Source organism: Vibrio sp. St2 (assembly GCF_947311885.1).
Classification (GTDB): domain Bacteria; phylum Pseudomonadota; class Gammaproteobacteria; order Enterobacterales; family Vibrionaceae; genus Vibrio; species Vibrio coralliilyticus.
Genome location: NZ_CAMZNA010000007.1, coordinates 165,992 through 189,467, shown reverse-complemented (window position 1 = coordinate 189,467; position 23,476 = coordinate 165,992). Strand labels below are relative to the sequence as shown.

Below are 23,476 nucleotides of genomic sequence, written 5' to 3'. Positions count from 1 at the left end.
ATTCAGAAGGCGAACGACCGATTAAGGGGTGAGCAAGGGCAAGCCTTTCACCATAAACACCATACACCGGGGGGCGGCGTTAAGTGCCTTGTGCGTTGAACTCTTTATTAAACGCCACATAGGTACCTTGGAAAGTGGCCACGACCTCATCTCCACAAAGAATATCACTGCTGACGTTAATGCGTCCGCGGCCACGTCGAGCAAAAGCACGATGAAACGTCGACCAGTCCTTGCTGTCTTCATAAAAGCTGGTGGCCGTAAATGGGCCATGTGCTGGCTTCAAATAGGTCATGGCACTTTCCTGAATAACGATTTCATTGTGAACACCATTTAAGCGCATATAAACCAATGACCAACCGGCTAAGATGGCGATGACAGAAAGGCTTCCGCCAAAGGCCGTATTCTTATGGTTGATATTGGGCTCAAGAGGCGCCGACAGTTCTATCTTTTGTTGGCTGCAACTCGTAACCCCCATCTTTAATGCCTTGGAAGCGGGGATTTGTGCATGCAAATAGGATTCGAGTTCGTGTTCTTTCAAGTTATGATCTCCAGTTAAGGGACGAACAACACACTGCCGAAACTCCTGTATACCACCTTAAAGACAAAACGCAAAAGAGGAGGTCAATCGATGACCTCCAAAATGCATGTCATTCAGGCGTTTCAAGAGTGGAATGCTCTGAAAGGTTCCGCTCTTTAGGTTCCACGCCGGGGGCGCTGGTGATCTGACAGTCGAATAAATCGTAGAGTGCTAGGGCCTTCATTTCGAGGTTGTCTGGATCATTGTCAACCATGGCAAAAGTCGCGACAAAGTCCGTGTTGTGTCTCGGAGGCCTGTTTTGCTGACCGAGACAACGATTGATTTTCACGAACGGATAAACACTCGGGTTAAAATCCTCAATGGAGGATATCGATACAATCTCACCTTCGTCATGCGCAAACAAAGACACAACTTTTGCATACTCAAACGTACTCGTCGGTTGAGAAGGCGTCAAGCCTAAGCTGATTCGAACCATTTCACGGTTGAGATCGACGCCCAGTTGATATTTTATGGCTTCAACGATACCGCCCCCAGCTGGTCTCAAACCAATTTCACAGAAAACAACCGTGTCTTGGTAGTAAAAAAACTCAAAATGGAAAACTCCGCTTTCTAGGCCAAATGACGTCATGATGTCGCACAACGCGACGTTAGCTTTGTCGAAGAGCGCCCCTTTATGAATCAAATTGGTGGTTTGGCCAATACTCTCAGCAAAGTATACCGGGGGCTCGACATAACTACCCAGGCTCGAGAACACGAGCTCGTTATTGAAATACAAACCATCGAGGTGATAGATGTCTGCTGGGATGAATTCCTCAAAGATGAACTTGCCTAGGCGATTGTCTTCAACCAGTTGAGTGATGGTGTTGTCTAGGTCGGCCATTGAGCTGATGATAGTGGTCTCCTTAGACCCCATACCATCAAGTGGTTTGCAAACCACACGGGTGTGTTTGCTGAAGAAATGCCTAAGCGATTCAGGGTTCTCAGACGTCAGATAGTCCGGGCATCGAACCGAGCTTTTACGGGCCCATTCTTTCATTGTGTTTTTATTCCGCACCATTTCAGCGGCGTCCGGCTGTAAACCCGGTAATTGGAAGTACGCTCGCGCCAATGCGGCAGGGTAGATACATTGCTCATCCATCGCAATGACAGCGCTAACGCTATGCTTTAGGCTCAACGCTTCTAGCCACTGCTCAATAAAGGCCTCATTGTCGATCATCTCAATGATGTGCAATTCTTTATAGGCATCCGCTGGTGGTATTGACGTTGCACGAACCGACAAGGCGAAGATGATGTCCTTGTCGTGCAGCTCGTGAAAAAGCGCCTTGTTGTCGTCCAAAACAGAGGTATACCCATTGCGACTAAAAATCAGTACTGTTTCCTTCATAAATCCCTCTATTTTTTAAATGCTCTGTCGAGCCAATACAGTGTGAGTCCAAAGTAGAAGCGCCATTTCTCTTGGGATGTGACGACTTGATGGTATTTAAGCCACCCAAAAGTGGCATTCGCACAAAACACTCGGAGTTTCCGCACGAAGGTGCTGTCGTCAATGAGAGCCGGTAGCAACGCGTGTGCAGATTGTAATAGGTCCGATTCCAACTTTTCGATGACGTCAACCAAGTCAGCGCTGGCGGCAATCGTTCCATCGCGGTTTGTTGACATTTCCGTATGGTCTAACTTCTCTAAAACTGAACTGTGGAGCAGAGTGGCTAAGTCATAGGTTGGATCGAAGTGCCCATCAATCGAAAAACATCCGTCCCAGTGAAGCCGCGGATCAATCAACTTGATGGCGCCCTCTTGACTACCAAGCACATTTGGCCAGTGAACGTCACCATGTATACAACAGGTGAATGGACTCTGGAACGTTGGTAACGCGTCATTGAGGTCATCGAGCAGGCTTTTCATCGTTGATGTCTGTCGCTTACCCACCCACACGGTCTGCTCAAGGGCGCGCCCCTCGGTCATCGATAGTGAGGTCAATGTATGGGCAAAGCCTTCTGAGGCCAATATTTGAAAAAAGCGCTGGTAAAGGTGGTAATCAAGGTCGATAGGGGTATCGGTTCGAGTGGAGTGGTAGAAATGGGCTAATCGCGCGATAAGCTGGTGCGTGTTGTGCTCTGGCAATTCGCCTAGCTTTTCCATGACAACCCAACGTTCTGAGCCGAAAACGCTTTGTGCGTACATGACGGGAAAAATCGAATTGTCGTTCTTCTTCGATTGAAACATGTAATCCGTTTCAATGTCCGTACCCTCGGCGGGCATCCTTTTTAAAACATAGGGATGGGTCATGTCGAAGGACAGAACTCCCAGGGAATCCGCCCCGGTTGGTAAGGCAACAAGACGACATTGGGACAGGTCCTCTTCATTCATGCTGTCGTTCGTGACGGTATGAACAAATTGTCGGTAGGCGTGCTCGACCTTTCTAAACCCATCCTCGACCATTCGCGCCCCATCGGGATCAATCCAGCGCTCAACTTGACCATCTGGGTGGACCAGATACGCGGCACGCGCAAAGAAGTGCTGTTCCCCTTTGGTCACAAGGAGGTCTTTCGGGATCAACTCCGCAGAAACCGAACCAATCGGAAAGTAGGCTGAATGCAAAGATTCTACCGTCTCATCGACGGATGATAACGCCGCGATCTGGACGCCAAGTGTTTGTGCGCGCTCTTGTGTGGTGGCTAACTGACAAAGCTGTTGAGTGCATCCAGCTAGGTCTTCAAAGACTTTTCCAACGCCAATGCCTGGATAGACGAATAATAACGTAAAGGGCGTGTTAGAGAGATCCACAGAGAAGCTTGAATGGTCAAGCAGGTGATTGAGTTCTTTTTTATATGACATATCGGGCTCGGAAGAGTAAGTGGCAACACGATGGTTGCCACATGTCGAAGTTAGTGTTCTTTTTTAATGGCGGTGTACAAGCCATTCGCGTATTGGGTCGCCATCAAATAACGGATTGCGACGCCAATACAGATTTCTTTAAAGAGAATGTCGCTCTTATTGATCAGAGGGATAATGGCGTCATCGACCCACTCTTGCGCGTGCGCGGCGTCATATTCAATGTGAGCTTCTTGATAGAAGATGACTTCACTAGGGACTGACAGTCGCTTACAGCCCGCGACCACCTTTTCGAAGTGGACGGGAGCGATCGTTTCGATAAACGATAGGGCACCGATGATGCGCGGCGCATAGCGACGTCGAAAGCCCATACAGAAAAAAGAGTTGCTGTTTTGAAGGATTTCTACGTTATCGGTTAAATCATCATCCTGCAGTACGGCTTTCGCCCAAGCGACGGTTTTATCAAACAGCGTCGTATGCACTAATGCTGGGTCACCTTCCCCCATCTCATCCCAATAGTTATGGGCGATGGCCATTTTAGGCTTACCTTGAACGCCCAGTTGAGCGAGGGCTAAGAGATCATCGAAAACACCATCGACAGAGCGCTCATGCAAGATGTATTGCGCCATCTCTTTATCGGTCGCTTCCTCAGCCAAAAAGTCATAGAAGTGCTTGGTTGCTTCTTCATGCTGACGCTGAAGACGTGCTTGCCATTCAATAAATTCACTCGGTTGTGAAGGGAGCGGCACTTCCTTTTGGATTTGAGTTTCAAGGGTGGCCATCCATTGATCTTCAAGCGCGTAACGCCATTGGATATCTTCCACCGTATCCATGGTGTTGTAGCAATGCTCCGGTGTGTGCAGCAAACTTAAATAGTGATCTCTCAACAGAAACTGGGATTGATAGAGATTCGGGTGTAGCTCAAGACTTTGCGTTGTTGTGTCCAATGTTTTATACCTTTTCGGTTATTATTGTGGGTTAGATAACTTGCTGGCATACACGCAGATCGCTAATGCCAACAAGGAAGAAAAACAAGCGCTTGCCCAAAGTACGGATGGAGAATATTGGTCTAATAACCACCCTCCAACAGGCGGGGCGAGTACGAAGCCTAGTTTCTTAAAGCCAGCAGCGCCGTAGTAACTGCCTCTTTTGGACTCAGGAGCAGTGTCATCAGTTAAAATGGTGGTCATCGGGAACATAACGGATTCACCGGCACAGATGATGACGATGGCGAAAACGAACAGATGGTAACTGTCTGTCGGTAGGATAAGTACCGCGTATCCAGCAGACATTAAAAGGCCGCTTTTCAACAACTTGTTAAGGGTCGTATCATGTCGAAGTAAGTAGGTCATTGGGGCCTGAAAAAGAAGCACACTGATGGCGTTGACCACCAACAACAGCGTGAACAATTCAGCACCACTAAGGGTGTGATCCCAGTACCCCGTCCACATACCCAGTAACCCACTAGCACTCTCTGAAGTGCCGAATTGTTCGAGAAGCTGCAAGGATAAAGCAGAGCTGGTGAAGGCATAGGCAAACAGCACCAATGTAAATGCCACGACATAAAACGTGAACGTCTTATCGGCAAGGACAACCTTCAAAGTGTCAACAATACTCGGCGTCTTCTTCAGGCTCGCTGTGTGGGGCGCAACGTCAACCACCATGACGACAAAAAGCAAACAGAGGCTCAAGATGCCTGCGATGAAAAACACCATGCTTGGATTGTCACTGGTCGCAAAATAGCCCCCCACAAGTGGGGCAATCGCCGCAGAGACATTGATCGAGGTATAACGAAGCATCATGGCTCTTTGGATCTTGGCTTTCTCTCCTTTGTCTCGACACGCGGCCATAAGAACGGGTTCAAAGACCGCGGTCGCCATACCAAAAACTAAGTTGGTCAACGCAAAGTAGAGTGGGGAATGTAGGTAGAAAAACAACGCATAGGCAATAGTGACCAGTGACGCCGACAGGATGAGAACCAGTTTTCTTGGTAAATGGTCGGACAAAGCCCCGCCATAAAAACCCGCCATCACCCCTGCAAGCGGACCGCACGAGATGATCAATCCAATCGAGATATTGGACAATTCCGAGGTCGATGACAGGTACAACGCCAGAAAAGGTAACGACATAAACTGTCCAAACCTATTGAACCCAGAACCCAGCACGAGGATCCAGCCTTCACGGCCAATCGTGAACCAAGATTGTGAGTCTGTGAGGGTGTTTGCTTCTGACATAAAAAGTAACAATTATTAATTATTTGTTACACTTTTATTAAAGATATGAACCTCAGTCAATATAATTATTCTATCTATCGATAAACAAAAGCGCTTTTGCAACAGGACGTTAGATGGTAGGCCGGACGAAAAACCAGAAATTTAACAATACTCAGAATAAAAAAAGCCAAAGCGTCAAAGTTCACCGGAAAAAAAACTTCGCAAAGCAATTTTACTTAAAGTAAGTGATAACTTTGCGAATAGTCTTTTTTATCAATGTTCCATAGCGGTTGAGTGATAAACGGGATCTGAAACCGTTGAGTGGCTCAAAAAGCCCGCCTCTGACCCCTGCGCCAATCAGAAAGGCATAAAGGCATTCGGGCTTGCATTCAGGAGATCCCGTATTTGTTTGAGTCCTTCAATCAGTTTACCTTCTTGACTGATTGAGGTCAGTGAAAGCCGGATGTGCTGCGTGCTAGAGCCATCCACACAGAAATAACTGCCGCTGGTGACAATTAATCCGCGGTTCTTGGCTTCCATCGTAAACCTATCTTGTTGCCAATGTTCGGGTAAAGATAACCAAACATGGTAGCCAGTAGAATGGACACCATTCAATGAAAAAATCTCGCGAGCGATTTTTTGTCGGCTCGACGCCATGTCTCTTTGATTCGAGGCAAGGGTGAAGGCTTCACCTGACTCGATAAGTAACGTCGCGGCAATGTAGTTGATAGGCGATGACAGCCAGATATTGGCTCGTATGTGAGCGTTTAACAATGCAATCTGACTATCCGGTGCTTTAATGAACCCACACCGCATGGCCGGGCTAATGGCTTTAGACAACGCGGTGACATGAAAGGTGTAATCGGGTGCAAAGTTAGCAATGGGGGGAATGGGCCGTTCATCTAAGAAGCAATAGATGTCATCTTCCACCAACCAAACTTGATGCTGATTGATGATCTGAGCGATTTCTTTTTTTCTGACTTCGGGCATCGAAACTCCAGTGGGGTTCTGATGGCACGGAATGACAATGATGAGAGTCGGTGAGTATTGTTGAATCGCGCTGTCCAGCGCTGATGGACAGAGGCCATGTTCGTCTAAGTCAACGCCGACAACGTTGCGGTTAGATAAATTCGCAATGGCCAATATTCCTGGGTAAGTCAGGGATTCGACTAAAATGGTATCACCGGGCTCAGTTAACGTTTCTACGAGTAGAGAGAGGGCATGTTGAGCCCCATTGGTGAGTAGGGTGTTATCGATACTCCCGCCTTCCAACCCATACTGTTGGGCCCACTTTACGGCCGCTTCTCGGTGTTTTTCATGCCCCGAATCCTCACAGTACCCAATCAGCGTTTCAGTGAGGAGGTCAGACGCTTGTCGATAGGCGTTCTTTATCGCAGGAATGTTCTTGTGCAAACAAGGCTGTAGAAGAGAGAAATTGTAATTGGCGTCTTCATTGACCACTTGAATGGCTTCATTCAGATCAGAGTGAGCAGCCACAAACGTGCCTTTGCCAACAAACGATTCAAGCCTGCCTTTGTCACTAAGCAACTTATAGGCCTTCGCGACCGTCGCTGGGGTCGTGTTAAGCTCATCGGCTAGCTGTCGATGGGTCGGTAGTTTAGTGTTGGCCGCGTATTCGCCACTATCAATTTTTTCCTCAATAGTGTCAGCAATACGCACAAATTTGTGGTTATTCAATCTACTTCTCCTTAATTCTCCTCTTCAATTATAAAGCATAACGTATGTCTTTTCTCGATGAAATTAAGAAGCTTGTGATGTAATTTTAACATTGACATATGTCAATTTGGTAAATAACATGCGTCAAAATAATAAGGAAATTATATAACACACAGTAAAGGCTAAAAATAATGTTAAATCAGGAAGCTCAGATTCACTCATTACAAAGCGTACAGGAGATGCATGTTTCTTATGAATCTGCCCACAAAATAAAAAGTGCGATTCATCACTTAAGATTGTCTGAAGACCAGTCATGGTTGGACGCTAAAGATTGGCTAGGAAACGCCATTAAACACAGCCTTCCTCAAGAGCAGATAAAGACCATTACCTCGTTTTCACGCGATGATTCCAAAAGCGCTTTAATTATCCGAGGGTTTCCTGTTGACCACGACTTATGTGCCACGCCATACAAAGGGTATCTTTCGCCATCAAAAACGCCCTTGGTCAGTGGTATACATATTGGCATATATCAATTGGCGGGAATTGAACCAATATCTTATCAAAGTGAGAATAATGGGTTCCTATTTCGACATGTTGTGCCTGTTCAACATGCCCAAAACGAGAAGTCCTCACATGGCTCCATTCATACGTTTGGGCATCATGTGGATAATCCTGATTTGCCTCTGGTTTGCGAGGACATGATCGAACGCAGTGGTTGCCCTGAGTTCTTGTCATTGATGGCATTGCGCTCGGATCTCAGAGTGAATTCGAATTTTATTCTTGTAGATGAACTGCTTGCCAATGTGAGCTCAGGTGTGATCAGCGAACTATCAAAACCCAATTTTCTTATCAATCGGCCAGATTCCTTTGCTCAAGCCAAAGGCAGCCGGTTGCCAATATTGGCCACGGGTGACAATGGGGTCGTTTACTGTCGATATGATAAGGAAAACACGACCCCTCTGACGGAAAGTGCTGCGGCAGCCTTAGTTATGCTGGAAGCTCAGCTCGCCAATGAATCCCTTAAACGCCATCTGGTCTACCAACCCGGTGACTTGCTCATTATCAAAAATCAACGTGTGGTACACAGCAGAGAAGGGTTTTACCCACGTCAAGATGGCGCTGATCGCTGGTTGGTAAGACTCTTTGGGATGAGCTCGCTTGATCAAATAGTGCCGCACGGAAATTCAAAACATATAGGAAAGGACTAAGGAGAACGCGATGAAAAACAATGTTGCCTTTATTGGATTAGGTGTCATGGGCTACCCAATGGCAGGGCACCTCTCTCGCCACGGTTACCCAACCAAAGTGTACAATCGCACCACGAAAAAGGCTCATGATTGGGCGAAGGACTACCACGGTGAAGCGTGCTCCTCGCCTGGTGCTGCCGCTCAAGATTGCGATTTGGTCTTTGTGTGCGTTGGTAATGACGACGACGTTCGTAGCGTGGTTTATGGTGAAACGGGTCTTATCAACAATATGAAACCAGGAAGTATCTTGGTCGACCATACCACCACATCCGCTGAATTGGCGGTGGAACTCAGTGTGGCCTGCAAACAAAAAGGGATCGCATTCATTGACGCGCCGGTGTCTGGTGGGCAAGCGGGGGCTGAAAATGGTGCGCTGACGATCATGTGTGGTGGTCAAAGTGATGCGTTTGAGCAGGCAGCGCCTGTGATGAGCGCTTATGGCAAACAATCCAAGTTGATGGGAGAAAACGGTCAAGGTCAACGTTCGAAAATGGTCAATCAGATCTGTATTGCTGGCGTTTTGAAAGGCTTGAGTGAAGGACTGACGTTAGCAAAACGTTCTGGCTTAGATATCGATGATTTGGTGGAGGTCCTGAAGCATGGGGCGGCGGGCTCGTGGCAAATGGAGAATCGCTCCTCAACGATGTCGAGAGATGAATTTGATTTTGGTTTCGCGATTGACTGGATGCGTAAAGATTTAGGCATTTGCATCGATGAAAGTAAAAGGTTGGGGATAGATCTGCCCCTTACGACGAAAGTAGACGATGAATATCGTGAGCTACAGAACAGCGGTTACGGTCGTATGGATACGTCTGTACTCATCAAAACTTACCAAGAAGCCTCATAACCGGAGTAAGACAACATGGAATTTTTAGGAAGCGATATTACAGTGTGGATTCTCATTGCACTGATGGTGTCTGCATTTGCGGCGGGGTTTATCGATTCGGTTGCCGGTGGCGGGGGGCTGATCCTGGTGCCTTCTTTCATTCTTGCTGGTCTACCGCCACACATCGCGTTGGGGCAAGAGAAGATAGTCAGCACCATTGGCACAATTGCGGCGATCCGTAATTTCGTCAGAAATAAGTGCGTTATCTGGACTGCGGTGGCGACGGGCATTCCGGCAGGCTTAGTGGGGGCCTATGCAGGGGCGGAAGCGATACTGTATTTCGACCCTGATACGATTGGCAAGATCATACTCGCCATGCTGCCGTTTGGTATTGTGCTGTCGTTTATTCCCAAAAAGAGCAAAGCACACGATACGGATGCGCCCATCAATAGATACGTCATCTTGTTGGGTGTCCCTGCTGCCGTATTTGTGATTGGATTTTACGATGGTTTCTTCGGGCCGGGAACGGGCAGCTTTCTGATCCTCGCGCTGCATTACTTGTTAAAGTTCGATTTGGTTTCCGCTTCAGCGACGTCAAAGCTGTTTAATTTTGCCTCCAATATAGGCGCTCTGATCGCCTTCATGTTAGCAGGGAGTGTGATGTACGCGTTAGCGGTCCCATTAGTGATGATGAACTTATTAGGTAACCATGTCGGCAGCTCTTCAGCAATGAAGTATGGTCCAAAACTCATCCAACGAACGATCTCCATCTCTCTGAGCCTGTTGATGATCTCTTTGGGCTATAAGTTCATCTTTTAACGGGTACCCATATACCTTAGCCCTTTATGTCAATAGACGTCAGGGGCTTCTTAGGCGCATCAAGAAGTATCGACATTCGGGAAGGTCCTTTTTAACTTTTGACGTATGAGAGGTGGCGAACGGAGCGATCGCTTGTGGTGCTCAAGAGCGTTAAATCGCCCCTTGTTCGCGAGGGGCGCTGGCAAGGCGTGACGCCTGCCAGCCGGGTCTCAGTGGCGATATCGGCTGGCACGTCATTCCGCTTTGCCGCCACACCAGTGATAAAGTGGGCGATCTGCATAGTCAGATCTTGGCTCACATTGCCATGGGAGTGCCGCATTTGTGCACCCCCAACATCCCGCACCCACCGAGTTTCCCTTTTCTTAAAGGTCCGTTCACTTCTTATTATTAGAAAGCTTGGCTTGAAAAACGAGAGTATTGCAATGCATCAGCCACTTCTTCCGCTTTCGAGGGAGAGCTCATCAAATTTAATAATTTGAGAGCCGCTTGGTAGCTCACTAGACTGCCGTTTGACGTCAGTACCTTATCATCAATGACGTAGTTTTTGTCGCTCAGCACGTTAACTTGTGGGTAGTCACTTTGGAAATCACGCTCGCCCCCTGCCCATGTTGTGGCTTGTTTTCCATCCAATACGCCGGCTTCGGCCAACAGATAGGCACCAGAGCAATTGCTTGCCATCCATTCAGCCTGTTTTGCTGTGGAGGCGACGTATTCAATCAAGCTTCGATTGTTGATCAGGGGGTCCATGTCATAGCTTGATGTCAGTATCAGGACATCTAATGGGGGCGCTTCCCCGATCCAGGTATCTACACCGATTTTTAATCCTTCTTCGGTGGTGACGGTGTGCTTGTCCGTCACAGAAATCGTCACGACGTCATAATCACTAAACCAAGTTAATCGACTGGCGACGCCAAATACCTCGAGGGGAGCCGTCACATCGGAGGTAAGCACACCATCGTAAACCAGAATACCAATGGTCTTATCGGCAGCGGAGACGGTCGGCGTGAGAGTAACAAGCCCGAGAATAAGTGTTGATAGAGCAATAGTGCGGCGCTTCAGTTGACCATTAAACATTGTTTCACCTCGTGATTAGACTGAAAGAATTCGCTCTATCTTATCGAACCTGATTCGTGATTGAAGTGCTTTGCTGGCTCGTCTATAGTGATTTAAATTCATGAATAATGAGGGCGTAGGAATGGATAAGATACGTACTTTACGCTTTTTTGTTGCGACGTTAGAGCGAGGAAGCTTTGCGGCAGCCGCGAAAAAGTATGGCACTGATCCATCCACGGTGAGTAAGGCGCTGCATCGGTTAGAGTCAGAGCTAGGGATCCAGCTATTTCAACGCTCCACACGCCAGCTCAATCTAACCTCAGCAGGTCATCAATACGCTCGGACGGCGCGATTGGTGCTCGATGAACTCAGTGCCTGTGAAGAAGCATTGCAACAATCTAATCGCCTTCCATCAGGGACATTAAAGGTGAACCTACCGGTGTCTTATGGGCGAAGGTACATCCAGCCCTTACTCGCAACATTTCGTCAGTTGTACCCTAACATCGCCCTAGAGATTCAGTTTGATGACGCTTACCTAGATATGATCGAGCATGGCATTGATGTCTCGATTCGTTCAGGGTCAGTCCAAGACTCACAACTGATCGCGCGTCAACTGAGCCCTATCGACTATTTGATTTGTGCAAGTCACGACTACCTCAATCAACACGGAGCCCCAAGGGGACCACATGAATTTCATCACCATTCTTGGATACGCTTTCGCTTTAAACAAACAGGAAGATTGTTAGGACTGAAACTGGCCCCGAGCGACGAAGCAAAACTACCTGACATAGCCCAAAACATGGTGGTCAATGACGGGGAATCAATGGCAGAGCTTTGTGCTCAGGGCCTTGGCTTAACCCAAATTCCTCATTTCATCGCTCGTGACTGGATAAAAGCGGGGGAGATAACGCCCCTGTTTCCAAGCTTTCGTCCGCGAGATGAAGGTGTCTATATACTCTATCACCGCCGTGAACATGTGCCCCTCAGGGTTAAGCTGTTTGTCGATTTTGTCATCGAATCTATACAAGCTCAAGGCGAAAGCCCTCGTCGCACTTGGGTCAGCAATCTCGACGCGTTCGCTGCCCCCCAAACGTAATACATAGCAAAAATGCCAAGCGTTAAGGATCCTCCTGAAATGGCGAGGTTAGGCGATGTTGCTCCCTGACTCATACAGGTACTGTCATCCGACCTAGCCTAATACCTCCCGTTAATCTGAGGTCAACAACCCATGTCTTCGATCGCATTACAGCGTGATGTTGGTGTGTGGATTGCGTCTTAACGCCGCCTGATCATTCCACTTTTCCATGGCTTCGAGAAATTGCGGTGTCACCTTTCCGGGTTTAAAGGTGCCCAATTTGAGCGGCGAGATAACGCCCCGGACAATTTTGTATCCCCAGGTCAGTGAGCCAAGGTGGCGCATGGATATTTTGCCTTCTCGTTCACGAATTTCGATCGCGGCCGTTTCAAATTCATGGCTGATGGTGCCGTGAGCCGGCACATAACGACAAGGCATGTCGTTTAAACTTGCTAAGGCTTCGCCATAAGCGATCTCACACGCATTCGTGGAAAGTGAGGCCATCAATGTGGAGGTGTCATCAGCCAGATCTAGGGCGCCATAGATAGGGTTTTCCGCTGTACAGCGTCGGTCAAGATAATAGCCCATGGCCGTGTCTTGCGTCATACGGTTGAGTTGGCGTTCACCAGAGGACATGAAGGTGACTTTATTGTCTTCTATTCGGATAGGACGACTGGTTTGTACCAAAGCAATGCGGACCTGATCTTCATCGACAATGCTGTCGCGCTTGGGCGTAAAATTAATGGTCACTCTCAGTGACCCTCGTTTGATGTTTCGAGGGTTGATCTGTGGGGTGATGTCACCTTCTTCTGTGAGTTGGTCGATGGTTGCTTTTGATAGCACCGTAGCGCTCACGTCTTCCCCTTCGTCGGCCTGACGACAATCTTCAATATTGGCCTCGTATTCCGTGACCTCAAAGATGCCACTACCGACATCGAAACGGGTGGGGTCCCCGGCGAGCTGAGGCTCAGTTTGCAGCCGCAGCCGCCGGATCTCCGTTAATACCTGCGACAAGCCAGGGTTTGCGGATTTCTTACTAAAGGGTTTGTTGCTGATCAGATATTCATCCGCGGCGAGCTTCTTTATTTTGGTTGCGGTGATGGCCTGATCGCGGAACCAAACGAGGTTTCTATTCATCGACGTATTCTCCATGACGCAGCGACGTTAAGGGGGGCTCAATACCACAAACAATGAGCTGTAAATGGGAACTAGCGTAAGGGGTAACACGCGCAGAGGCTCGGTGAAAACCATGGAAAATGTGGGGCACCTTAGGGAAGGCATGCGCCGCCACAAAAAGTCGCGCTGGCAAGGGCACGCTGACTCATCACATCAGTATGGCCGGCCGAGAGTGCACGTAGGACGCTGCCGAAGGTCCAGGCCGCCCAGTGTGAGAAGCCGAGTTCTTTCAACCGAAGGGCTATTGCAGGAGTGGTGTTTATATAAACATGAGTGCATATATCACTTAAAGAAATTCTTACTCTCAATGATATGTTGCTAATGAATGTTGTTGAATATGATGCCCGCCATCCAATCGACATGGGTCTGTTGGCAAGCGAACAAACAACATAATGAGGCTTAAGAATTTAACATGAAAACATCACTGATAGCGGTCGCCGTCACATCCATCGTGACATCGCCAGCGTATGCACTCCAAACGGAGCAGGACTTTCTAAACCAGGTGGACCCTCAACTGGTGTCTGAACGTAAAGCGGATGGCAGCTACAACTTCGATCGAAAAGACATCTATACCATGGTTCATGACGACGGGACCGTCGAGTACCCGCTGTTAAACAGCGGCAAACTGCTTCGTACGAGAGATCGCGCCGCGCCGGACTCCACGCGATTTGCAGCGTACTCGGGCTCTGAAAGTACCGCTCAATCTGACCGCATCGTTCAAGAGCTGGCCATGCATCTGGATCACGATCCGACCCCGCTGGATATCTCGCAAAAGGGCGCGCCGGCAAACAGCGAATACCATCCGTTGATGGACCAAATGGTGAACGTCGATGGGAAAGAATATTTCAGAACCTCCGATACTGACGAGCTCTTGTTCAATCAAGGTAGCACACCTTACCTCTTTACGTCCGGAGAGCCGAATTCGGCACGATTGCCACATCGCTTCTCCGGGGCTCTGTCGACGACCGCGGTGGTGGACGTGAACGCCGATGGTGTCGAAGAGCCGCTCTCTGTGTCGCAGGTGGGCTCGTCACGATACATCGAGCATGGCGCTTCTTTGCACAGCTTCGGTGGGTTTGCCAATCCGAGCCGCACCTGGAATAAGAACAACTCGTTTGTGCAGGCCATCGGGGGGGATTTCAATGGAGACAATATCAAAGATGAGGTCATCGTCGCCTACAATGGCGCCATCGACCTCTACCGTTATGACGCGTCTACCCGCACGTGGACATGGGTCAATCAACACAACCCGTGGTCACCCGATGGTAGTGAGTACAATTTGAGATCGTGGAATCTATCGATGGATGCAAAAGACATCGATGGGGTGCCTGGTCTTGAAATCGTAGCCATGTACAGCGCTCAAGAATCCTACAATAACACCAATGAAAATGTGCGAGGGCGTTATGAGCTGTATCGGTACGACAATGACCACGTCGAGATGATCATCGGCAGCAATGAACTGTACGTCTATGACCCTTATTTTAACCCCACGGCGGAGCACAATCGTCATATTATTCCCACCGACGTCAAGCTGGCGCAGCTGCGACCTGGTGGCGCTTACGAAATTGCCGCGACCGGGCACTATTCGCACGCAAGTCGCTGGGAGTCCATGGTGCTGGAGTCCGCGGTCATCGACTTAGTGAACCCAAATGGGGCCACGCTCTCTCATTACACGCGCAATTATTGGGATTCGCCGATTTATGCGATGGATTACAGGCCCCAAATGACGGTGTGGAAGGCCTCCGAATCAGGCGAATGGGTGGTGGTCGACGGCCAGGTCTTTCAAAGAGAAGTGAATGACGAGGGGGTGCCGGTGCACACCACCAAAACAAGCCTCACGGATAGACCCCAAAATGCGGTCCTAAAAGCCGAAGCGGCGAACTTTCAGCATGAAAACGCAAAAGAAAACGACGCTCCCGAGCTCTATTATGTTTGGGTTGATAAACACAGTGGGCGCATTTTAGGTGACCGCTACCGCGCGTTGGCGTTCCATGACGACGCACAGTTCGTTTCGTCATCACACCCCATTTTTGACGACGAGTTGGTGGCGGGTGAGGCCTATCCGTATCTGGATTTGCAAGCGGTGAATTATCATTCGGATGAAGATCTTGCGGTGTATGAAGGGCATGAACTGCGTTACTCAGAGCCCACGGTATACGCCATGTTAGCCTCGGTGCCGTACTATACCGAGCAGACCAATCCGAGCTCGGCGTCAGGCACCACGTTAGAGCTAGGGAAGAACTCGGGAACGTCAGAGGAAATCGGCTCGGTGCAGGGATGGGGCAGTGACTTTGGATTCAATGTCTCGGCGGCAGGCGGATTCATTGGACAGGCAACCGTCGAAAGCAGTGTCACCACAAGCATTAGCCAGGAAAACGCGCAATCGTATTTGAAAGAAAGCGCCAAGGAGATTGGTATTGGTTTTAATGGCTCATTGGGCGAGGAAATTGTCGTTATTTCGGTCGCCGCCGCGGATCACTATTTCTATTCCGTGGTGAAAACGACCGAGATGGATAAGCCAATCTCTGGCGATGCGGATTTCGTCATTGATGTGCCAAGACCGTCGCGTTTTGCATCGGTCACCCTGGATTACTTGAAAAGCCAGGACCTCACCAACCAATACATTAATAGTGCGAAATTGGAGTCGGCCTTGGGCTACACCCGTGGCGAGCCGGGCAGCTATATGAATAAACACGATGCGCTGCAAACCATACAGGAAATGCAAGAGACGGGCGATGTGATCACCTACCAAGGGGAAGGAACGTATTTGGCAGAAGTGCACCAAGGACAAGGAACGGCGACCAATTTCATGAGCATTAACTACTCGGATGGCTCAGCCAATGTCCAAGGCTTCACTCAGACGGTCGGTAATTCAGTAGAGACTGGCTTTGGAAGTAAGGTGGGTGTGCCCTTGTTTGCTGAAGCCGAGTTTGGCACCTCAATGTCCTATGGGGGATGGGGCGCACTCTCAAGCAGTCAGACGGTGTCTGCGGGAGAAAGCTCAACGATTGTCGGCAATGTGCCTCAACTTAATACCTCGGATATCGAAAGTGGATTACGTCCGTTTACATGGGGAATATTGGGTTACACACTGGATCTCAGTGAAGAGGGAAGCGAGTTGGAAAACAAAGCACTCCTAGTGACTTATTGGGTCGAGTAGTCAGTATGTCTCGATAGTGGTGTAGGCCTAGTATCAATAACAAGCCGTGGTGTGTAGCGATGTGGTCGTCAATCGCTACACTGATGATCACTTTACCACCACGGCTAACCGCCTAGATGGACACAAGCAACCAGCGTGTTCTCACGCTTGTGAAGCCTTTAACGAACTTGGCTTAAGGTGGTAACAGCAGAATTATCGTTACTGATGATAAGTAGCTGATCTGATAGCTTGGTCATTCAATTGGTTAAGCGCTACGCCAACACCTCATGGAGATCATGCTTTTGAAATCAGCGCTCAAAAAACGTTACAGCTTCGGTGTACTAGGGTAGCCATTTAAATTTGGTGTTATTGTCGGCTCAGGTATGACTTTTCACAGTGCGTACTCTGCGGCCTTATATTAAAACATGTTGCATATCAGGCACTAAGTATTAACCAACCTTATCTAAGCAAAGCTCGATTGGAGGTGTGTAATGTACAAAAATCAGCTTTTTAGAGAACTAGAGTGCGGTTTTAGCGTCGAAACTACAGCGAAACTCTGTTTCAAAAGTGTGAGTACGGTCAAACGGTGGGATAGGGGTAATCCAATCCCACCAGAGTGTAAACGTTTGATGCGGTTGGTATCAGGTAGAGAACTTTCTCCAAACGAAGCTTGGAGAGGTTTTAGAATGAATCGTTTTAAGCTTGAACTACCGAACGGTCAACTAGTCAGCCCACAAGAGCTAGTAGTAGCTCAAGCTATATTAGAAATTGGTGGTGAGAAAGAGCATTACATATCTAGAAGACTACTGAAATATTCAAGGATGTTATACGTCATTAGAAATGCTAGTAAGGTTACCTAAATTTCTGACCCAAGCTATCCGGTCCTATACAAGAATTAGTACAAGTGTTCCCAACCAACCCCATGTCCCTACAGTATTTGCCCACATAAAAAGTCGGAACTTAGTGGATTGATTTCTTGTTCGATGATGTATGAAAGGATACTTAATGCAGTAACCTATAAAGCGACTGCCGATAGAGTATGACATTTGATAATCAGGGCGCATGAAGCCATTCTTGTCATAGTATTTGCCTAAGTCTTTAGCAAGATACTTATCAATAGTAATTATATACTTAAAGTCACCAAGTGAGACCGTTGCCAATACTATCGCAGCTGGTAGCGACCAAATTATTATGTATAACGAGATAAGACCTATGACAATAGTTTGTACTTCATCGAGGGTAGTGATCAAAATAGCTGCTCCAATGTGTCCTCTGACAATTCTTTGAGGTCCATAGTTTTATCATACAATACATCGCCAACTGCTTTACCTGCCGTCGCACCCGCAACACCTCCAGCAAAGCCCCCAGTTACATATCCTCCAATAGCAGCAATAGCTAGCACTGGCGCAGAGGCAGTCACTCCTAAAAGTAGTGCGATACCACTTACAGCCGCAACAGCTCCAGTAGCTAGCACACTGCCACCGATTGTTCCTCCACCTAAACTTCCCAGAAATCCAGAGGTCTCACGTGTTACGGTTTTACCACAATTACCTGAGCTATCAACCTGACAGGCATCATAAATATTATTCAAACCACTTGTCGCACCAACCATCACGCCAATGTAACCAATACCTCTGGCTGCAGACATACCCATAGAAATATTGGCGATGCGTTTTCCAAGATTTGGGACAACTCCAGACTTCAGTATCTCATCTGCATTATGCACTACCGATTTGGTCGAAAGTTTTAAGTTTCTTTTTACTTGCACATAGGCAGGTATTTGAACATTGCTTTTGGACAACATTGCAAATGAGCCATCTAGTTTTTTAAACAAAGCAGCTCTTTCAGACACAAATGATCCGTAGTTAATACCGCCCGTTCGGCTTGCCATTGCCACTTGTGTTGTATAGAGATCATTTATCTCAAAGAGGACACCTTGAATGTTTTTGAGATTTTGCTCCACCAAAGCACTCGTTGCTCCAACACCTGCGGATACTTGAGCATAATAATCTGAAGGTAATCCATCAGCTTTAACACGTTCCTCAAGTTTATAAGCAAGCAAATCAAAGTGACGGTTTAAGGCAGCAACTTCATTAGAAAGCAACTTTCCTAACTCGACACTTGCGGCTTTTGCTTCTTCCTTGAGAGCTTCTAGTTGCTTTATTTGGTCTTCTGTTTTGGGCTCAACTGTTGGAAGTACAACAATTTCGCCTTGATTAACATATGAATTCAAGTGTTTGTTGTGCTTTTTTAATAACCTGACGGTTTTTTTAGGCGTCTCTGGTGTTAGTAGTCCATCCCACATTAAATCGATAGCACCTGATTCTTTTACCTGATACCAACCCAACATAAACTCATCTACAGAACTATCGTCTTTAGTTAGTGGCGCTTCTTCCTCGGGTTCTGCTGTGGTATCCGATGAATTGCCACTTGAAGCCTTAGAGTTAGGTTCCGATGATGGAGGTTGAGAGGTCATGTGATTGTTAACTGAATCTGCAACCTCTGCCTCTGTTTGTTGATTTGAAGTAGACACCGTATTTGTAGTGCTGACAGGGTTACGCATCATTTTCTTGTCTAAGGTATTTTGCGCGTCAAACATGGCTACAGCATTATCATATGAGGTAGTTTTATTATCTATCCAGTATGCAGAACTTTTGGGAGGGAAAGGGAAGTCTTTAGCCATGTCTTGTTATCCATAAAAAGATGGCATCATATCTATAACTGATGGAGTTGTTTATTTGTATACGAAAATTTAGACAAAATACCTATAAAAAACATCACATTGTCATCTAAAAAGTTTAAGTATTTCTTTTGTGGTGCGCTATGAAACGTATAAGTTGGTTAATGATAGTCTGAGGTAGTATTGCGAGATACGCATTACGGGCGCTTATGTTCAATAATATTCATATCAATAAAATTAATGCATTAATAAACTCTCTCGCTTTTGAGAGAGTAAATCATGAAGTATCACGAAATGACTTAGAATTACATTTTTCGTGAATTTGAGTGCGGTATGACTGTTGAAGAAACAGCAGAACTTTGTTTTAAAACTGTGAGAACAGTCAAACAGTGGGATAAAGGAAAGGAGATTCCGAAAGAGTGCAAGAGGCTAATGCGAAAGCATAAAAGGCTCGAGCTTTCGCACAAAGATGAATGGTATGGATTTAAAATGAATAGTGGCCTTTTGGAGCTACCAACAGGTCATAGAGTAACTCCTCAAGAAATACTAACTGGTATTGCTTTGCTTAATATCAATTCGGAACTTGAGGTTACAATTTCTTCAAAGCTATTAAAGTACGCAGTCGCTATAGCGAGAATTAAAACTCTTCGCTGAATGTTACGGAAAAGTGCACCCAGTGATACTATAGTCATGGAGGTGCACAATGAAGCCAAAGAACAAGCAAATCAAAATCCGACACCATCATGTATGGGATTACTATTTAAAGCGATGGTCGTTAGATAAAAAGAACATTTGGTATACGAGCTCAAAGCACAATAAGATTTCATTTGATAGCACTAAGGGTCTGGCCAGAGAAGACTCTTTCTATAAGATTTCCTATATATCCAAAGAACAGGCACAGATCATCAAAAGGTTTTCTAGTAAAAGCTCTGAATCACTCCACAAACTGCACATGTCTTGGCTAGATGACTTCCTCTTCATACAGTTTCTAGAAGACACTTACAAAAGCTCAGGACGAAAAGTACCAGAGTTCGAAGAAGATATTGAAATTAGGCAACATAACATGCTCGAAAATCTTCATACAAAGCATGAATCTGATGCAAGATACATTATTGACGAACTAGCCAATCATAATCTGAATATACTCGAAGATAGAACGAATATGATTAAATTCATGATCTACTTTGGGCATCAGATAAGTAGAACAAAGACATTCAAAGAAACAGTAATGGCGGCAAACAGGAATGTAACTGAAGACGACGGCCTTGTAATTACAAACGTAATGAGGGATTGTTGGTGGTTCTTCAGTTATATGTTCGGAATGAGCTTTGGGCAGAACATTTATCTTGGAAAAGATAAAGGGAACCAATGCTTATTGATTAACAATACTGATGAGCCATTTATTACTTCGGATCAACCGATAGTAAACGTTCATAGTTGTACCTATTCACAAGATGAAGCGTTAATCCCACCAGAGTTTTCAGACTTCTTTTATCCAATTTCGCCAACAATAGGATATATGATAAATGACTCTAATGAGTTCGGGAAAGGCATACAAAATGTTTCTCTTGAGACAGTTCAAAAGCTAAATAGCAAAGTAGCATCTCATGCTAATCTTCACATATTTGGGTCGACAAACGAAGTTGTCAAACGATACAAAAATTTAGTGGGCGACAACCTTAAAAAGGTTTTGAAGCACACAGAGTCAGCGCCTCTATAAATCAGGAAAGCCCCAAAAGAAGGGCTTTAAATGACTTTAAGCTAGTTAGACTTTACTAGTAGAGAAACTAACTGGCTTCCCAGCGAACTTAGGAGTTTCTGCCTCCACTATTATTTCTTCATCCGTTTTGTCTCTAGACTTTAATATATCAGGGAGTATCCCTTCATAAACTCTTACTCGAGCTGTAAATTGGGATGCTGTTTCTACTGAACTAGAAGACTCACAGCAAGGATCAAATCCATCTTTAAAACTCAAAGACTTTATTGTTTCGATATGTTCATCTTCTAACCAATCTCCAAACTTAAGTACGCGAACCAAACCTTCTAATCGCTTAAATATGTAGGTATTCCTAGATTCACCCTCAACTAGTACTTCTCGTTGTTTTAGTAATTCAACTAGGTCTAATAACTCGCTACTTAAAGTGTAACCAATGAGTTTGCCGTCAATCATCAAGTCATCAGAATATGAGTCATAAATTGCTGGCCTTATATTGCTTTGGGTGATGTTATCGGAAATTGAGAGGTAGGAGTTTGTTTGAAGAAGAAGTCGATTTACATCCCAATCGATTGCAACTTCGTCGTCATCACCATAGTCAGCGAGAATTTTTTTAATTCCATAAGGGACAACAACCTTTTTATGTAAAAATACTTGTATCTGCTGCTCATACTGGTTTATGAGAGTATCTAAGCTCTCAACTTGTTGTTGAAGCGCAGTTTTTCTAGCTTGTTCTGTATTTTGAGTAATTGAGAAATAAAGAAATAGAACACTTAACGTTGTCACTATTGGCATTGATAAGTTCTGGAAGTTTTGCGTAAACATCAAAAAGTTTTCTACATTCTCTTTAGTACCCTTAAGGACTACAGTTAGTACTACAATCGCCAGCACTAATAGTAAAAAAATGAATAATAGAGCGACATTTCTCGCTTTCATTTCGATATTGCTCTCATGTGATAATGGGTGAATAGAATAATGTTGCTATGAACAAAATTAGTCAAATAGATACAGCGCTTTTTAAATCAATCTTAAGGTCACGTCTCAGGATTTCTCTTGAGCCCAAAAACATTTAGCAGAGACTTTCACCCCGTATTACATTACGGGGGCATCATACTGAAATCGAAAAATGAGCTAAGGTTCAAAAGAATCGCAGAGTGGGCGCGTTGACTCTGAGGGGGTGGCTGGTTAGCCTAATAAAGCACTGGCAAAATCCAGTGCCGGGATTGGACCCCCGTTGAATAGCACATAGCGCATCGATTCAGATTAACCCTCTGACAATGTGTGACTTAGGCACACCCGTAAGTCGTGAATGCATTCGAGATAATCACTTCACGCCCGTTTTATGGTGAGCTGGGCAGGGCAGCTCATTGTAGCTGGCCGTTACTATGTGGGCGGTAGGTCCAACCTTGTTCAGTTCACCACCCTTTATTGGGGGTTGAGGCCTCTGGGTGGTGTGGGTTCTTCCACTGGGAGGTTGCTATGCCCCATGCGCTACTCGAACACCTCGACCACGTTTGTCATCAAGCCTTGCAACACACATCCACTCAGCCGCGCCAACTGCGCGACATTTCCAATGCCTTTGATACCTTAAAGCGCCAAGAAAACACGCCGTGCCCCTGGCTAGAAACCGCGGTGGAGTATGGGGTGTTGTCCCGGTGGTTACAAAGGGATCTGCCGAGCGTCCCGACGAAGCGGCCCCCGGTTCGTGTGGGACTACTGCACGGTTTGTCGCGTCATGCCTACCAATTGTGCCTCAGTCGCGATATCGACCGGCGCATCATTCAGCTTCGCCGCCGCAGCGGGGAGAAGGTTGAGCTGGTGGCGGTCGGACAGGCAGGGGAAAGAGCCGATCCGCTCAGTCAGACTTTAGTGCACATCGTCACTCGAGGGGACAAATGGTTTTCATTGTCGAATCATGAACGTCAACAGCTTATTGAGGCGTTAAAACGGAGTCGGTGAGGCGGCTAGACACATCTTTTTCGCTAATTTAGCAGGTAAGGTTTCTCGATGGATTGAGCGAGGAGCAACACTATAAAAAGCGCAAACAGCATACTTTTGATTAAGCAGTGGTTGAGAGCTTGGTACAACCATCATTCGGCTGATACCTGTTTGCAGTTGTTTTGCTGCTTGCGTTTTAATAAACGCATGTAACTCTGACTCATCACAATCAAATGAGCTAGATCATGCTTGGGTTTACTTTGGTCACGAACTCTTCCCCCGAACTCACGTGATGCCACTCTCTCTGACTACGGTACTTTCATGCTGTTCAATTCCTGAGTTGCATCCTCATCCATGAGTCTTACTACGTACTCAGTAAGGCTTTTATGACCCAGCAAAGCCGATGCTTTTTCCGCTTTAGCCTTGATCTCTTTATCAAGGCGGATATCTAAACGTGCTATTGCCATAGAACCTCCTGTGAACGGCCCCATTTCGTAAGGATGAAGACACTCGTGCAAAATTTGGACTGACGCAATTTGAACTAAGAAT

18 protein-coding genes and 2 pseudogenes are annotated in these 23,476 nt (G+C 46.6%); 8 read left to right on the top strand and 12 right to left on the bottom strand.

Annotated elements, in window-relative coordinates:
- Positions 1-79: 79 nt before the first annotated feature.
- The 6 genes from QMA41_RS19085 to QMA41_RS19060 form a co-directional block, all read right to left on the bottom strand.
- Entirely contained in the window at positions 80-538 is a 459-nt protein-coding gene (locus tag QMA41_RS19085) for a YiiD C-terminal domain-containing protein (RefSeq protein WP_043011700.1), read from the bottom strand.
- Positions 539-647: 109 nt separating this feature from the next.
- Positions 648-1,922: an ATP-grasp domain-containing protein gene (locus tag QMA41_RS19080; RefSeq protein ID WP_043011704.1), complete on the bottom strand. Its 1,275-nt coding sequence runs from the start codon at positions 1,920-1,922 to the stop codon at positions 648-650.
- Positions 1,923-1,930: 8 nt separating this feature from the next.
- Entirely contained in the window at positions 1,931-3,373 is a 1,443-nt protein-coding gene (locus QMA41_RS19075) for a hypothetical protein (RefSeq protein WP_235676593.1), read from the bottom strand.
- Positions 3,374-3,423: 50 nt separating this feature from the next.
- Complete coding sequence (locus tag QMA41_RS19070; protein ID WP_065814267.1) at positions 3,424-4,317, bottom strand: iron-containing redox enzyme family protein; 894 nt, start codon at positions 4,315-4,317, stop codon at positions 3,424-3,426.
- A 21-nt stretch (positions 4,318-4,338) separates the two neighbouring features.
- Positions 4,339-5,604, bottom strand: a complete 1,266-nt coding sequence (locus QMA41_RS19065) for an MFS transporter (RefSeq protein ID WP_235676592.1) — start codon at positions 5,602-5,604, stop codon at positions 4,339-4,341.
- Positions 5,605-5,940: 336 nt separating this feature from the next.
- Entirely contained in the window at positions 5,941-7,281 is a 1,341-nt protein-coding gene (locus QMA41_RS19060) for a PLP-dependent aminotransferase family protein (protein WP_235676591.1), read from the bottom strand.
- 170 nt (positions 7,282-7,451) lie between these two features.
- Between QMA41_RS19060 and QMA41_RS19055 the strand changes: the two genes are divergently transcribed.
- Genes QMA41_RS19055 through QMA41_RS19045 form a run of 3 tightly spaced genes read left to right on the top strand, consistent with a single transcriptional unit; the run spans position 7,452 to position 10,152 of the window.
- Positions 7,452-8,468 (top strand): TauD/TfdA family dioxygenase, encoded by a 1,017-nt coding sequence (locus tag QMA41_RS19055; protein ID WP_171348619.1) that lies wholly within the window; start codon positions 7,452-7,454, stop codon positions 8,466-8,468.
- A gap of 10 nt (positions 8,469-8,478) precedes the next feature.
- The gene (locus QMA41_RS19050) at positions 8,479-9,354 is read left to right on the top strand and encodes an NAD(P)-dependent oxidoreductase (protein WP_095572738.1); all 876 of its coding nucleotides are present in this window, start codon (positions 8,479-8,481) and stop codon (positions 9,352-9,354) included.
- A 15-nt stretch (positions 9,355-9,369) separates the two neighbouring features.
- Positions 9,370-10,152, top strand: coding sequence for a TSUP family transporter (locus QMA41_RS19045; protein ID WP_040122433.1), 783 nt, complete (start codon positions 9,370-9,372; stop codon positions 10,150-10,152).
- Between the two features lie 387 nt (positions 10,153-10,539).
- On the opposite strand, the gene QMA41_RS19040 is transcribed toward QMA41_RS19045, so the two are convergent.
- Positions 10,540-11,226: a DJ-1/PfpI family protein gene (locus QMA41_RS19040; protein ID WP_172854925.1), complete on the bottom strand. Its 687-nt coding sequence runs from the start codon at positions 11,224-11,226 to the stop codon at positions 10,540-10,542.
- Positions 11,227-11,347: 121 nt separating this feature from the next.
- Between QMA41_RS19040 and QMA41_RS19035 the strand changes: the two genes are divergently transcribed.
- A complete protein-coding gene (locus QMA41_RS19035) occupies positions 11,348-12,301 on the top strand; it encodes a LysR family transcriptional regulator (protein ID WP_165579942.1) in 954 nt (317 codons plus the stop codon).
- A 147-nt stretch (positions 12,302-12,448) separates the two neighbouring features.
- Here the strand turns inward: QMA41_RS19035 and QMA41_RS19030 are convergent, their stop codons facing one another.
- A complete protein-coding gene (locus QMA41_RS19030; RefSeq protein ID WP_235676589.1) occupies positions 12,449-13,417 on the bottom strand; it encodes a hypothetical protein in 969 nt (322 codons plus the stop codon).
- A 451-nt stretch (positions 13,418-13,868) separates the two neighbouring features.
- On the opposite strand from QMA41_RS19030, the gene QMA41_RS19025 reads away from it, so the two are divergent.
- On the top strand, positions 13,869-16,616 hold the full coding sequence (locus QMA41_RS19025; protein ID WP_235676587.1) for a hypothetical protein: 2,748 nt from the start codon (positions 13,869-13,871) through the stop codon (positions 16,614-16,616).
- A 1,225-nt stretch (positions 16,617-17,841) separates the two neighbouring features.
- Here the strand turns inward: QMA41_RS19025 and QMA41_RS19010 are convergent.
- Positions 17,842-19,278 (bottom strand): hypothetical protein, encoded by a 1,437-nt coding sequence (locus QMA41_RS19010; RefSeq protein ID WP_172854921.1) that lies wholly within the window; start codon positions 19,276-19,278, stop codon positions 17,842-17,844.
- Positions 19,279-19,608: 330 nt separating this feature from the next.
- Between QMA41_RS19010 and QMA41_RS19005 the strand changes: the two genes are divergently transcribed.
- Together QMA41_RS19005 and QMA41_RS19000 are read left to right on the top strand one after the other, a co-directional pair.
- A complete protein-coding gene (locus QMA41_RS19005; RefSeq protein WP_235676586.1) occupies positions 19,609-19,929 on the top strand; it encodes a regulator in 321 nt (106 codons plus the stop codon).
- Positions 19,930-19,978: 49 nt separating this feature from the next.
- Complete coding sequence (locus tag QMA41_RS19000) at positions 19,979-20,995, top strand: DUF4238 domain-containing protein (protein ID WP_235676585.1); 1,017 nt, start codon at positions 19,979-19,981, stop codon at positions 20,993-20,995.
- Positions 20,996-21,040: 45 nt separating this feature from the next.
- On the opposite strand, the gene QMA41_RS18995 is transcribed toward QMA41_RS19000, so the two are convergent.
- On the bottom strand, positions 21,041-21,925 hold the full coding sequence (locus tag QMA41_RS18995) for a hypothetical protein (protein WP_235676584.1): 885 nt from the start codon (positions 21,923-21,925) through the stop codon (positions 21,041-21,043).
- A gap of 543 nt (positions 21,926-22,468) precedes the next feature.
- Between QMA41_RS18995 and QMA41_RS18990 the strand changes: the two genes are divergently transcribed.
- On the top strand, positions 22,469-22,948 hold the full coding sequence (locus QMA41_RS18990) for a hypothetical protein (RefSeq protein ID WP_235676583.1): 480 nt from the start codon (positions 22,469-22,471) through the stop codon (positions 22,946-22,948).
- Between the two features lie 15 nt (positions 22,949-22,963).
- On the opposite strand, the pseudogene QMA41_RS18985 reads toward QMA41_RS18990, so the two are convergent.
- A pseudogene (locus QMA41_RS18985) lies at positions 22,964-23,226 on the bottom strand (GNAT family N-acetyltransferase); the annotation flags it as partial.
- A pseudogene (locus tag QMA41_RS25665) lies at positions 23,225-23,394 on the bottom strand (DUF1778 domain-containing protein); the annotation flags it as partial. The pseudogenes QMA41_RS25665 and QMA41_RS18985, both read right to left, overlap by 2 nt.
- Positions 23,395-23,476: the final 82 nt, after the last annotated feature.